The organism is Coprococcus sp. OM04-5BH, assembly GCF_003482105.1.
GTDB lineage: Bacteria > Bacillota > Clostridia > Lachnospirales > Lachnospiraceae > Coprococcus.
In genome coordinates this window covers 1-13,730 of record NZ_QULM01000005.1, presented here as the reverse complement: position 1 = coordinate 13,730, position 13,730 = coordinate 1, and the positions used below count along the sequence as shown (strand labels likewise).

General features: G+C 43.3%; 11 protein-coding genes. 8 read left to right on the top strand and 3 right to left on the bottom strand.

Annotated features, from left to right (window positions below; genetic code table 11):
* The first annotated feature begins 13 nt into the window (after window positions 1–13).
* The 3 genes from queA to dapF all read left to right on the top strand — a co-directional run bounded on the left by queA (window position 14) and on the right by dapF (window position 2,996).
* Complete coding sequence (queA, locus tag DXB54_RS09430; RefSeq protein WP_118695119.1) at window positions 14–1,078, top strand: tRNA preQ1(34) S-adenosylmethionine ribosyltransferase-isomerase QueA; 1,065 nt, start codon at window positions 14–16, stop codon at window positions 1,076–1,078.
* Window positions 1,079–1,285: 207 nt separating this feature from the next.
* A complete protein-coding gene (locus tag DXB54_RS09425) occupies window positions 1,286–2,059 on the top strand; it encodes a tyrosine-protein phosphatase (RefSeq protein WP_158578225.1) in 774 nt (257 codons plus the stop codon).
* 94 nt (window positions 2,060–2,153) lie between these two features.
* Window positions 2,154–2,996: a diaminopimelate epimerase gene (gene dapF, locus DXB54_RS09420; RefSeq protein ID WP_118695033.1), complete on the top strand. Its 843-nt coding sequence runs from the start codon at window positions 2,154–2,156 to the stop codon at window positions 2,994–2,996.
* Between the two features lie 185 nt (window positions 2,997–3,181).
* Here dapF and aroA read toward each other — a convergent pair whose 3' ends face one another.
* Entirely contained in the window at window positions 3,182–4,459 is a 1,278-nt protein-coding gene (gene aroA, locus DXB54_RS09415) for a 3-phosphoshikimate 1-carboxyvinyltransferase (protein WP_118695032.1), read from the bottom strand.
* A gap of 56 nt (window positions 4,460–4,515) precedes the next feature.
* Window positions 4,516–5,613 (bottom strand): prephenate dehydrogenase, encoded by a 1,098-nt coding sequence (locus tag DXB54_RS09410; RefSeq protein WP_118695031.1) that lies wholly within the window; start codon window positions 5,611–5,613, stop codon window positions 4,516–4,518.
* Between the two features lie 119 nt (window positions 5,614–5,732).
* On the opposite strand from DXB54_RS09410, the gene DXB54_RS09405 reads away from it, so the two are divergent.
* Window positions 5,733–7,001, top strand: a complete 1,269-nt coding sequence (locus DXB54_RS09405; RefSeq protein WP_199708752.1) for a M18 family aminopeptidase — start codon at window positions 5,733–5,735, stop codon at window positions 6,999–7,001.
* A 149-nt stretch (window positions 7,002–7,150) separates the two neighbouring features.
* Window positions 7,151–8,248, top strand: a complete 1,098-nt coding sequence (locus DXB54_RS09400; protein WP_118695030.1) for an N-acetylmuramoyl-L-alanine amidase — start codon at window positions 7,151–7,153, stop codon at window positions 8,246–8,248.
* 204 nt (window positions 8,249–8,452) lie between these two features.
* Here the strand turns inward: DXB54_RS09400 and DXB54_RS09395 are convergent, their stop codons facing one another.
* Entirely contained in the window at window positions 8,453–9,169 is a 717-nt protein-coding gene (locus DXB54_RS09395) for a pseudouridine synthase (protein WP_118695029.1), read from the bottom strand.
* Window positions 9,170–9,383: 214 nt separating this feature from the next.
* Between DXB54_RS09395 and DXB54_RS09390 the strand changes: the two genes are divergently transcribed.
* From DXB54_RS09390 to DXB54_RS09380, 3 genes are all read left to right on the top strand, one after another.
* Complete coding sequence (locus DXB54_RS09390; RefSeq protein WP_118695028.1) at window positions 9,384–10,280, top strand: SH3 domain-containing protein; 897 nt, start codon at window positions 9,384–9,386, stop codon at window positions 10,278–10,280.
* Window positions 10,281–10,527: 247 nt separating this feature from the next.
* Window positions 10,528–12,288, top strand: coding sequence for a hypothetical protein (locus tag DXB54_RS09385; RefSeq protein WP_118695027.1), 1,761 nt, complete (start codon window positions 10,528–10,530; stop codon window positions 12,286–12,288).
* Window positions 12,289–12,513: 225 nt separating this feature from the next.
* A partial coding sequence (locus DXB54_RS09380) for a hypothetical protein (RefSeq protein WP_330426384.1) occupies window positions 12,514–13,730 on the top strand: 1,217 nt, incomplete at its 3' end.

Genomic DNA, 13,730 nt, shown 5'->3' with positions numbered 1-13,730 from the left:
GAATGATAATATGATGAAATTAACTGATTTTTATTATGACCTGCCACAGGAGCTGATCGCCCAGGATCCGCTTTTAAAGAGAAGTGAATCAAGGCTTATGGTTCTTGACAGACAGGAAAATACAATTGAACATAAACATTTCTATGACATAATAGATTATTTAAACCCGGGGGACTGCCTGGTAATAAATGATACCAAGGTGCTTCCGGCAAGACTCATGGGTGTCAAGGAGGACACAGGAGCTTCCATAGAGGTGCTGCTTCTTAAGCGTAAGGATGACTGCACCTGGGAGACACTGGTGAAGCCCGGAAAGAAGTGCCGTATCGGTGCCCGTATAGTATTCGGGGCAGAATCAGGCGAGCCTGATCCGGAGACAGGACTTATAAAAGGCAAGCTTGTAGGTGAGGTCGTGGATATAGTTGAGGAGGGCAACCGTCTTATAAGATTTGAGTATGAGGGAATATTCGAAGAGATCCTTGATGAACTGGGACAGATGCCGCTTCCACCTTACATCACTCACAAGCTTAAGGACAAGAACAGATACCAGACTGTTTATGCTGAGCACGACGGTTCGGCCGCAGCACCTACAGCAGGACTTCATTTTACAACAGAGCTTCTTGATCAGATAAAGGAAAAGGGCATAAAGATCGCCCATGTTACCCTTCATGTGGGACTTGGAACCTTCCGCCCCGTAAAGGAGGAGAATATCCTGGATCATCACATGCACTCAGAATTCTGCATTATAGAGCAGGACGCAGCAGATATGATCAATGCCACTAAGGCAGCAGGCGGCAGGATAGTATCGGTTGGAACCACCAGTACAAGAACTCTTGAATCCATGGCAGATGATGACGGAACTGTAAATGCAGGCAGCAGATGGACAGATATATTTATCTACCCGGGATACAAATTCAAGGTAATAGACGCACTTATCACAAACTTCCATCTGCCGGAGTCAACCCTTCTCATGCTGGTATCAGCCCTCTATGACAGGGAACATATACTTGAGGCTTATAAGGTGGCTGTGGAAGAAAAGTACAGATTTTTCTCATTTGGGGATGCTATGTTGATCAAGTAAAAGCTTTTTGATATATGTATTCTTGATTTGTTAAAAATAATCAGTAATGCCGTATGGTGAACTTACAGGTTTGCCATGCGGCATTATTTATTGTAATGGTGTCTGCGACATGGTTACAATACGTGAATAAAATGAGGGCTTTGGCTTTTAACCGGGAAGAAAATATGGTAATATATCCGTATATGTCGGTTTCGGGAGGAGATTTACTTGCAGAGTATACAGAACATAAAATTAAAGGGGGCAGGCAATGTCCGGGATTTCGGAGGCCTTAAAAATAAACATGGAAAGATGATAAATCCGCATATGTTCTTAAGGGGAAGTGTCTTAAATGACATAAGCTACGGCGATGCTGATACGTTGACCCACACATATGAGGTGAAGCATATAATAGATCTCAGAACCCATACTGAGATCAGGGAAAAGCCTGACAGGGAGATAGACGGAGTGGAGTGGACACATATTCCGCTGCTTACCAGTGCAATGCTTGGTATAACCCACGAGAAGGATCTTGATAACAAAAATGTTGAGATACCCGAGCTGCCTGCCATATACAGGAAGATAGTTTCTAATCCATTTTCCATTGAGAAGCTCAAGGAGGTATTTGAGGTAATATGCGATGACAAGAGAGAGGGAGCTCTTCTCTGGCATTGCACCGAGGGAAAGGACAGATGTGGGCTGGTGTCTGCACTGTTTTTATATATGCTGGATGTGGATATGGACACTATATTTGACGATTATGTATATACAAATACAGTGTCGGCGGCAAAGGGCAAGAAGGCGTATTGGAAGGTGTTCCTTTCCACAGGAGACAAATCCCGTGCCGAGGCGGCGAGGGATGCCTATATTGCCGACAGGAAATATCTCGAGGCAGCATTTGAAGAGATAGAAATGAGATACGGAACGCTGGACAACTTCATGGAGCAGGAGCTGCTCATAACTCCGCAGGTTAAACAGAAGATGTTGAAGCGGGCAACCAGATAAATAATAATTATTTCATTAGGTTTTATATGAAAACCTGACATGCAGTGTCGGCACATTTTAATGGGTTGATGATCAATATAAGGAGGCTGGAATTATGAAATTTACTAAAATGCAGGGTCTTGGAAATGATTACGTGTACGTTAATTGCTTTGAGGAAAAGATTGAAAATCCATCAGAGCTTGCAGTAAAGGTAAGTGACAGACATTTTGGAATAGGCTCAGACGGACTTATCCTGATACGTCCAAGTGAGGTGGCAGATTTCAGAATGACTATGTTCAATGCAGACGGATCCGAGTCGGAGATGTGCGGAAACGGAATCCGCTGCGTAGGCAAATACGTTTATGATTATGGTCTCACTGACAAGACCGAGGTTTCTGTTGAGACCCTTGCCGGAATAAAGTACCTTAAGTTCCTCATAAAGGACGGCAAGGTTGATATGGTAACTGTAAATATGGGTGAACCTATCCTTAAGCCGGAGCTTGTACCGGTAGTTGGTGAGGGTGACTCAGTTATAGACAGTCCTATAGAGGTGGATGGCAAGGAATACAAAATGACCTGCGTATCCATGGGAAATCCCCACAGTGTAGTATTTGTAGATGACGTTGATAACTTTCCACTTCATGAGGTGGGACCATTGTTTGAGCACCACAAGGCATTTCCAAGAAGGGTAAATGCGGAATTCTGCCAGGTTATAGACAGAACCCATGCCAAGATGAGAGTGTGGGAGCGAGGAACCGGAGAGACCCTTGCCTGCGGAACAGGAACCTGTGCCACAGCGGTTGCATGTATCTTAAACGGCAAGACAGAGGACGAAGTGACTATCACACTGCTTGGCGGTGATCTTATCATCAGATGGGACAGGGAGAAAAATGTTATATACATGACAGGTCCTGCAAGAGTTGTATTTGATGGGGAGATAGATGTTACTGCTTTATAAGATGTAAGCTTAAAGAAAAGTCCGTATGCAATAGATTGTTAAAAGCATTGATCAGAAGAAAATGCAATAAAATAAAAGGAGAGGAATTTGTTTTCCTCTCCTTTTTTATACAATCATATCAATATGCTGTATCCGGTTTTGTCAGGTACATTAATACTGACTTATATCGTTTGGATTTCTTTGTATTACTTCTGCAAATTTTCAAGATCCCTGTAGAAATCAGGATATGAGATATTCACACAGTCGGCGTCAAGGATTTCCGTTTCGCCCTCTGCACACATGGCGGCAACGGCAAAGCTCATGGCTATACGGTGATCCTTCTTGCTGTGGATGACTGCACTGTGAAGGGGCTTGCCACCTCTGATGATCATGCCGTCATCAGTTCCTGTTATGTCAGCACCCATGGCTGAAAGGTTGTTCACCATAACGTCGATACGGTTGGATTCCTTAACCTTTAATTCTGCGGCGTCCTTTATTACGGTTTCACCCTCTGCGAAGCAGGCAAGGATCGCAATAACAGGAATTTCATCTATGAGCTTTGGAATGATGTCGCCCTCGATCACGCAGCCCTTAAGACTGCTGGTCTTTACAGTGATGTCTGCGGTAGGCTCCCCTGAGTCTGCATTGACATTTGTAAATGTTATATCGCCACCCATCATCTTTATCACATCTATAATTCCGTCTCTGGTAGGATTGATACCCACATTCTTAATGGTGATCTCTGAGTTCTCTGCAATAAGACCAGCCACCAGGAAGTATGCAGCAGAAGAGATATCTCCCGGAACAACGATCTTCTGACCTGTGAGAACAGGATCAGAAGTTACAGTGGCAGTGGTGCCAAGGGTGGTACATGAGCCGCCGAAGGCATTAAGCATAAGCTCTGTGTGGTTTCTTGACACATACGGTTCGGTTACGCTGGTTTCACCGTCAGCATAGAGACCCGCAAGGAGCACACAGGATTTAACCTGGGCTGAAGCTACAGGAGAATCATAATGTATGCCCTTAAGCTTCCTTCCGTTTATGATAAGCGGGGCACAGTCATTTCCCCGCTCGCTGGTTATGTCAGCTCTCATCATGGCAAGGGGAGTTATGATCCTCTTCATAGGACGTCTGCATATAGAGTCATCACCGATAACTCTTGAAGAGAAATTCTGGGCAGCCAGGATACCTGACATAAGCCTTGTGGTGGTTCCGCTGTTTCCCACATCCAGAGTGTCGGCAGGAGCTTTAAGACCGTGGAGACCGTTTCCGTGGATTGTGACAATGCTGCCGTCGTAATCAATGTCCACACCCATCTGCCTGAAACAGTTCATGGATGAGATACAGTCGGCACCATTTAAGAAGCCGTGAACCTCGGTTATTCCCGAAGCTATGGAACCAAGCATTATGCTTCTGTGAGAGATGGATTTATCTCCGGGTACAGTTATTTCCCCTTTTAAATGTTTTGTTTTCTTAAAAATCATATGTTTAACCTCAGGCTGTATATTTTAAGATCCATATAGATTATGGTTAGTGTCTGCTATCTATTATAGATTTTGTAACCACATTTATCAAGCAGAGTTCTGGCCTCACTGAGGGCGGTCTTGTCGTAGAAGGATATTCGGAGAACACCCTCCTCGTCCTCCCTGTTGTGGGAGATACCCAGATTCTTCAGGTTGATATTGTGCTCTGCAAGTATAGCGGTGATCTTGGCAATAGCTCCCGGCTCGTCGGGGATATCTACGAATAATTCATGGAACATCCTGATGACACCACTGGTGTTATTCGGGATTGAATCTCTGTATTCCCTTGAAGAGGCGAAGAAGCTGTTGATGGCAGCACCGTCGTTGTTTTCGATGTCTGTGATGATCTGGTTTATGAGATCTATGTACTCCTTCAAGCCATTTACCACATTCTTAGGATTGCTTAACAGTATGTGTTCCCACACCACCGGATTTGATGAGGCAATACGGGTTATATCCTTGAAGCCGCCGGCCGCAAGGGACTTGAAGATACCATTTGCTGAGTCGGCATTGCGGGCAAGGTTCACCAGAGCTGCCGCTATTACATGGGGAACATGACTTATATAGGAAGTGATCCGGTCATGCATGGCAGGGGAGTACTGGATAGGAATAGCCCCCAGGTCGCTTATAAATGTGGTGAATTCCTCCACCCTTGAGTCCTCAACTGTGTCTGATGGGGTGATGAAATAATATGCATTTTCAATGAGACGGTCGGAAGCCGCATCGTAGCCTGAACGCTCGGAACCGACCATAGGATGACCACCGATGAAATAGTCCGTAAGACCAAGCTCTATAACGGCGTCGTAAATGTCGGTTTTCACGCTTCCCACATCTGTGAGAATGGTATGTGCCTTAAGATAAGGCTTCAACTGTTTAAGATATTCTATATTATAGTGGACCGGAGCACATAGGAATATGTAGTCGCAGTCTGTTATGTCAGGCACAATGTTATCTGCGATCACATCAAGAGTATGATCCTTAAGGGCAACGGTTAATGTTTCCTTGTCGGTGTCGTAGCCGACGATTTTATAACCCGGGAAGATCCTTTTTATTGATTTGGCAACTGAACCGCCAATTAATCCCAGACCTATGAATCCGATTTTAAAATTTTTCATAATGGACTACGCCCTCCTTCTACTTTGTTCTGATAGTTTAAAGTACTAAAGTATTATAAACCATATTCCCAATATCTGCAAATGGTATTATAATGGTAAAAAAATTTGGAGATGACGTTATGGAAGAAAATAGATTGATGGATTATCTTGGGGAGGGAGTGACCCAGTTCCACGTTACTGATATGTGTGAGAAAACATTACTGGAAAAGGGCTTTCACAATCTGGCATATGGCAAGGCCTTTGGCAGGCTGACACCGGGAAGATACTTCACAGTTCCCTTTAATTCGATGCTGATCGCATGGACTGTAGGTGAGAAGATTGAAAATCTCAGGATAGGAGCAGCCCATACGGATTTCCCTATGCTTAAGCTTAAGAGCAATCCGGATATGGTGAAGGCCGGTTACACAACCCTGAATGTGGAGCCATACGGTGGACTCATCAAGGAGACCTGGTTTGACAGACCTCTTGGCATAGCAGGAAAGGTTGTAGTTGAAGGAGATGATTGCTTCAAGCCCCGCAGTTTGTTATATGACTCAAAGAGACCTGTAGCCGTGATACCTAATCTTGCGCCTCACTTAAAACGTGGAGATAAAGAGGGTAGTATTGATGTTGCCAAGGAGATGGTTCCTGTGACAGGTGTTGCAGGAGAAGAGATGGGAGAGGCAGCCATACTTAATATGATAGCAGACGAAATGGATATAGCCGTAGACTCCGTCCTGGACTATGATCTTTACCTTTACAATACAGATGACGCAGAGATGGTAGGAGTATCAGGCTCCATGATATCGTCACCCCGTATTGATAATGTATCATCTGTAGCGGCATTGATAGATACTATGGTAGCTGTTGATGCGAAGAACAGCAGTAATATAAACGTCATAGCATTATTTGACAATGAGGAGATCGGAAGCCGTTCAAAGCAGGGGGCTGATTCCGTTCTGTTCAGGGAATGCATAGACAGGATAATAGAAGCTGCCGGAGTGGGCAGTAACAAGGCGGCACTCACCCAGTCTGCATTTATGGTGTCTCTTGATGTGGCACACGGAACCCATCCGAATTATTCAGACAAGAGCGACCCTACAAATAAGGTGGTCCTTGGAGCAGGACCTGTATTAAAGAGCAGTGCAAGCCAAAGATATGTGTCAGACAGTGAGGCTTCCGCAGTGATCACCGCAATTTCAAGAAAGTATGGTATCAAGCTTCAGAAGACAGTGAACAAATCCGGTATGCCGGGCGGTCAGACACTGGGGCCTATCATGTCCTCATACATCCCGGTAAGGGCTGTTGACATGGGAATACCTGTACTTGCCATGCACTCCGCAAGGGAGCTGGCAGATGAAAGGGATTATAAGGAACTGGTGGAGTTATTGGGGCATATTTTCCTCTGATTTAGGGATTTGATGTTAAAAATCGAGGAAAAAATGCCCGAAAAGGAGTTGAAAACATAAAATACTTGCTATTGTAGTGAATTGTTGGTATAATTGGTTGAATTTGAAAAATTACATATTTGTATTGTTCAAGAAGGATTGTGAACGCTATGAAGAATAAGACAAGAAAATTGTTTCTCCTTACGCTGCTTACAGTATTTGCCCTGTCCCTTGTGGGATGTGGCAAGAAAGCTGAACGGGCAAATAAGGACACAGGCACTGAAACCAGCACAGCCGAGATTACCACAGAGGAAGTAACTACAGAAGAGGTTACAACGGAGGCACAGATCGACGCAGATGGTTTTACCGTTGTAAATGATACGGTAAAGACCACTGATTATGTGAATGTGAGAACTTCACCTGACACAGAGGGTACACCTGCCATGCAGATCGCAACTGACACAGAGCTCACAAGAACCGGCTACAACGATGAGTGGAGCAGGGTTAAGGTTCAGGGAAATACATATTATGTGTATTCGGAGTATGTTGTGAAGGTGGGATATGATGACAGCAGTTCCACAGAGGAAGATCCGTTGTTATACAATGACAATGCAGAGAGTAATGGCAAGAAGGTCTGCATAGACGCAGGCCATCAGGCAGTAGCTAACAATGACATGGAGCCGATAGGACCGGGAGCTACAGAGACCAAGCCAAAGAGCTCAGCAGGTAACACAGGAGTCAGCACAGGTGCCAAGGAATACGAAATAAACCTTCAGATCGCCAAGAAGCTTCAGTCGGAGCTTACAAAGCGAGGATATGAGGTTATAATGGTCAGAAACTCAAATGATGTTGATATAAGCAACTCATCAAGAGCAAGCATTGCAAACGACGCAAATGTGGACGCATTTATAAGGATACATGTAAATGCTTCAACCGACAGTCTTGCGTCAGGCTGTATGACAGTATGCCAGACCGCGTCAAATAAATACAACGGTGATCTCTATGATGATTGCAAGCTGCTTTCCCAGTCAGTTCTTGGGGGACTTACCAAGGCAACAGGTGCTAACAGTGAGGGAGTTCTTGAGACTGACAACATGAGCGGAATAAACTGGTGCACAGTCCCGGTAACTATGGTTGAGGTCGGATACATGACAAATGTAGAAGAGGACAAACTGTTGGTTACTGATGATTACCAGAACAAGATCGCCGGCGGAATAGCAGATGGAATAGATGTGTATTTCCATACAAAGTCAGTAAATGGTAACTAGGAAATTCAAATTTAAAAAATACAGATAATTAAGAAACAAATACAAATATAAAAGAAAAGGGTATTGCAGATCGTGGTTTTGATATGCAATACCCTTTTCTTTTTCGTATTAACAGGTTCCGGTTTGAAAGTAAATTACTCTTTCTATGTTCTGTTGTTTAGCCCGTTTAAATTCTATCTTTATTAAGTTATCCCGGATCTAACATTACTTTGACCTTAGAGAATTAAGTTCATCCTCTGTCAGGCGGCGGTATTCTCCCGGGGAAAGTGCCGGATCAAGAACAAGACTTCCCATGGATAGCCGCTTAAGGAACAGCACATCCATTCCTATGGCATTTGCCATTCGTTTGATCTGGTGGAATTTCCCTTCGGTTATGGTTATATATACCCGGCTGTGCCCCTTATTTTCATCAATATCCACAACCTTAAGAGTAGCAGGCTTGCATAATTTCTCTTCACCGATATCCACACCTGTCTTGAACATAGTTATGTCTTCATCGGTTACTATGCCGTCAAGGATTGCCTCGTAGGTTTTTGCCACATGCTTTGCAGGAGACAGAAGATCGTGGGACAGGGCACCATCATTTGTAATAAGAAGAAGTCCCACCGTATCTATATCAAGACGTCCCACCGGGAACAGATCTCTGGTATTCTCACCGGACAACAGATCAATGACGGTCTTGTGGAGATTGTCATTGGTGGCACTTACATAGCCCTCCGGTTTGTTCAGCATATAGTATACATACTTCTCATAAGAAAGAGTTTTTCCATCCATAGTTACTGCTGATGAGGTTTCATCTATCTTCATATCAGGGCTTTTGGCCGGAACACCGTCCACTGTAACAAGTCCCTTTTTCACTAAAGCCTTCACCTGGCTTCTGGTTTTTCCTGTACATTCTGACAAATATTTGTCTAGTCTCATTTTTATCACCATATTGTCTTACAATTTAATAATTTACACTAATACTTTACAATAGCCGGCAGAAAAAAGCAATAAAATCGAACAGCAATTCTATTGACATGTGTAACAAATTGAGTTACTATTTTAACAGAAATGTAACAATTATAGAGTTTATTTGTAAAGATTGTATCCGGTTTTTAATTAAATCGGTACTTAAAGAATATAGAGGCATAAAATGAGATTTAGCAGAATTAGAAAAGAGAGCAGACGTTATGCTTATATCAAGCACAACATCCTTTCATATAAATATAAGAAAAGAAATATCCTTGTGGCAACATCAGTAGTATGTGTGTGTGCCCTTATAGGAATTGTGGTGAAGTATGGTGAGGCTGTTGATAACAGCAGCATGAACCAGGTGACAGCATACAGTGCACAGGCAGATAGTTCATATGCAGATGACACTATTGAGGACGCATATGTAAGCAGTACGGAAGCTGCCCGGAACAATACATATTCAGGATACAGTGTAGATATAAACGAGGCGGAATTTGCCATGACAGAGGGGCTTGATATGAGCTCGTCAACAGGTTCAGAATTTGACGGCAAGTTCATTGTTGATTCAGATCAGGTACTTAATGTAAGAAAAGAAGCCTCAAAGGATTCTGAAATTGTAGGTAAGATGTATGACGGAGCCGCAGGAGAGATATTATCATCTGACGGTATATGGACCCAGATAAAGTCCGGTGACGTTACAGGATATGTAATGACCACATATATTCTCACAGGTGATAAGGCGGCAGCATATGCCAAGGATTATGGCAAGCTGGTGGGAACCGTAAATTATGAGACAGTTAAGGTCAGGGCGGATAAGTCAGCAGATTCAGCAGCACTGGGACTGGTTGCAGGTGGAACAGTGTTAAGCGTTATAGAGGATGACGATCAGTGGGTTAAGGTAGTTACTGACGAAGCTATCGAAGGCTATATCTCCGCGGACTACATAGACGTTACCTGCCAGTATGAGACAGCCCTTACTCTTGACCAGTATGCATCAGTAAAGGATACAAGAGACAATACAGCAACAGCTAAGAAGGATGACAGTGGCGATGGTGTTGTGACAGTAGCACAACAGTAAATTAGCTCCCTCAATTATATAATATATGTAAAAGGCATGAAATGTAATGATACTGAGCCGTGTTACGGTAAGGTGTCAGGAGTTTCATGCTTTTTCATTTGCAGGGGAAATGAGAGTGTGGTGAGTCACCGGGGAATCAGGACGGTAAGAGGCTGTGAAGAATGTTGACACACAAAAAGATGTGATATAAAATAATTGAGACGACATGTCTCAAAACTTGTTGAAAAAATATCTAGGAGGGATTTATATGAAGAAGAAAATTCTAAGTTTCTTGATGGCAGTGTTTTTAGTAGTGACTCTTGTGCCAATAACAACATCGGCAACAGAGAACAAGGAGACCACTTGGGGAGATCTGGCTGATACAAGCTGGTATGATGGGAATGAAGAGGCAACAGAGTACCATATTACAACAGTTGAACAGTTAGCTGGTCTGGCTAAGATAGTAAATGCCGATCCTGGCAAAACAACATTTGCAGGTAAATATATTTATCTGGATAATGATCTGGATCTGGCAGGACATGAGTGGGTATCTATAGGTACCGGTAATGGTGGTTTGAATAGCAGTGATTATGGTTTTAATGGTGTGTTTGATGGACAGGGACATGTAATATCGAATTTATATTCCCATGACTCTTATATTGATAAAGATAATGAAAACAATCTCTATAGAAATGCACTTTTTGGAAATGTATGTAATGGGGAAGTTAGAAATCTGGGAGTTAAGGATGCCGAGATATGGATAGATCCTAATGATGGAAGTGCTGCAGGAAAGGGAATTCTTGTGGATATACTTAGAGGATCAAAGATTACAAATTGCTGGACATCAGGATCTGTCACAGGCGGCTCTAGTATTGAGAAGAATATTGGCGGTATCGTTGGAGTGGCGTTGAGAGGATGTACTATATCCGGATGTTATTCAAGTGCGGTGCTTACAGGAAACTATACTAATTCCACCGGGTACTATAAAAATGATTATGACGCATTTGATACCATAGGAGGAATTGTTGGTGCGAAGTTTGACGACGAGCTTACAATATCAGATTGCTGGTTTGACGGACAGATAATTGTTAATTCACTGTATGCAGGTGTAGGTGGAATTCTTGGATATACAGAGGGCGGTACAACCATAAAGAATTGTATGGTTGCAACTACCGATATAGGTTCAGATAAAGATGTAGACACCGGATGGGTAGCTTATGCATTGGCAGGAACATTTGAGAATAATTATATTCCGGCAGATGATAAGTATACAGCATATGCTATAGTTGAAGAACCGGGTATGGCAGTTGCGGATTTTAATTCGGAGGATGTGCTTGAGGGACTCAGGAAGTATCAGGGAGAAAGCGTTGAATGGGTGGCAGGAATTAATCATCCTACATTTAAATGGGATGGCGAAAACATATCTGCAGATTACAGTGCTGTTGAGGCAGCCATTGCAAAGGCAAATGCATTAAACAGAAATGATTATAAGGACTTCTCCGGTGTGGATGCTGCTGTTAAGGCTGTTGTGTATGGCAAGAGCATTAATCATCAGACAGAGGTAGACGCAATGGCTAAGGCTATTGAATCTGCTATTGCTGCTCTTGAGAAGAAGCAGGCAAGTGCAGAGACCCTTAAGAAGATAAACGGTAAGTGGTATTACATAAAGGATGGCAAGCAGGATCTTACTGTTACTAAGCTTGTTAAGTATGGAACAAAGTGGTACTACGTTAAGAATGGTGTGGTAGACTTCACCGCGACGACTCTTGTCAAGCAGAACACAAAGTGGTATTACGTTAAGAACGGTGTTATAGATTTCTCATTTACAGGTCTTACAAAATACAACAATACCTGGTTCTATGTATATAAGGGTGTTGTGAATTTCAATTCCGAAACATTGGTTAAGTACAATACAAGATGGTACTATGTTAAGAATGGAAGGGTTGACTTCAAGTACACAGGTAATGTAACATATAAGGGCTCTGTATACTATGTGAAGAACGGAGTAATGCAGAAAAAAGTAAAGTAAAATATAATAAATCAAGTATAAAGGCAGCAGCTACAGAATGATAAATTTGTGTCTGCTGCTTTTGCTATATTTGTACATGGTTGACATACAAAAAGATGTGATATAAAATAATTGAGACGGCATGTCTCAAAACTTGCCGAAAAATGTTAAAAGTGTCAAATGACACAAAAAAAGAAAGCACGTCATCACTTTGTGAGCCGTGCCAATATTCTAGGAGGGATTTATATGAAGAAGAAAATTCTAAGTTTTCTGCTGGCAGTGTGCCTTGTGATCACACTGGTGCCAATGGTGGCGTTTGCAGCAGAAGCACCATTGTTTGGTGGTGGGACAGGTACACAGGAAGACCCGTGGCTGATTGCTTCGCAAGAGGATTTGACTGCTTTGGCAGAGTTCCTGAACTCTGGCAATGCAGAACAGTTTGATGCGGATGCCGCTGGTGTTGGAAACTGCCATGGCTATTACTTTAAGCAAACGGCTGATATTGACCTGACCGGGGTAACATGGGAGCCGATCGGTTATTCTGGTAGTTACTATTTTGCAGGAAACTATGATGGTGGCGGGCACAGCATCACAAATGCGGTTTCTACCGGAAAAGTTGACCCGGACGGTTTTGCTACAGCTGGCATTTTCGGGTGGGTCGCTTTCGGTTCGGTTGAAAATCTTCATGTAAAAAACGCAAACTTTGTGGCAACCGGTCAGAATAATTACAGTTATGTGGGCGGTATTGCAGGTGTGTGTTATGGTTCATCCATCAAAAACTGCTCGGTGGTGATTTCTTCCTTGGAGAGCAAGCGCAACAACAATAATAACTGTGCAGGAAGTATTGTGGGTTATTCCACCGGCGGAACATTTGAAAAATGTGCTGCCGAAAACAATCAGGTTAAAACTATGGCTTATGGTGGTGGTTTTGTTGGTGAAGTAGACGATGATTATGGAGTAGGTAAGTCTACATTCACAAACTGCTATACTGCAAACTGTTCTGTAAGCTCTAAAACCGATGATGCTCAGGGTGTGAGTTTAGTAGGCGGTTTTGCTGGCGAGATGACGGATTCATTATTGACCATTCAAAATTGCTATGTATATCAGGCAACGCTTTCTACCGAGGGAACTGCTGTGCCCGGAATCAAGGCCACTGGTGTTTTCGCAGGTCAGCTGTGGGGGGGCAGTACGATTGGTGCTACAAACTGCTACTACGGAGCGTGCGGAATAACGGAAAACGCAGGTACAGCCGGTGAAAAGACGGAAGAAGATTTTACAAATGGCACAGTGGCAGGTTTGCTGGGCGACGCGTTTGCGCAGGCACGCAATTATCCGAGGTTTGCGGATAGCCCGGCAGATTACAGTGCAGTAGACGCAGCCATTGCCAAGGCAAACGCTTTGAAGAAGGATGACTACAAGGACTTCTCTGCTGTAGAAGCTGCCGTCAACGCTGTTGTCCGTGA

Bases quoted from the DNA above. Each gene is read 5' to 3' on its own strand.
- DXB54_RS09385 (WP_118695027.1), top strand. From the start codon at position 10,528: ATGAAGAAGAAAATTCTAAGTTTCTTGATGGCAGTGTTTTTAGTAGTG.
- DXB54_RS09395 (WP_118695029.1), bottom strand. From the start codon at position 9,169: ATGAGACTAGACAAATATTTGTCAGAATGTACAGGAAAAACCAGAAGC.
- dapF (WP_118695033.1), top strand. From the start codon at position 2,154: ATGAAATTTACTAAAATGCAGGGTCTTGGAAATGATTACGTGTACGTT.
- queA (WP_118695119.1), top strand. From the start codon at position 14: ATGAAATTAACTGATTTTTATTATGACCTGCCACAGGAGCTGATCGCC.
- DXB54_RS09410 (WP_118695031.1), bottom strand. From the start codon at position 5,613: ATGAAAAATTTTAAAATCGGATTCATAGGTCTGGGATTAATTGGCGGT.
- aroA (WP_118695032.1), bottom strand. From the start codon at position 4,459: ATGATTTTTAAGAAAACAAAACATTTAAAAGGGGAAATAACTGTACCC.
- DXB54_RS09390 (WP_118695028.1), top strand. From the start codon at position 9,384: ATGAGATTTAGCAGAATTAGAAAAGAGAGCAGACGTTATGCTTATATC.
- DXB54_RS09400 (WP_118695030.1), top strand. From the start codon at position 7,151: ATGAAGAATAAGACAAGAAAATTGTTTCTCCTTACGCTGCTTACAGTA.
- DXB54_RS09405 (WP_199708752.1), top strand. From the start codon at position 5,733: ATGGAAGAAAATAGATTGATGGATTATCTTGGGGAGGGAGTGACCCAG.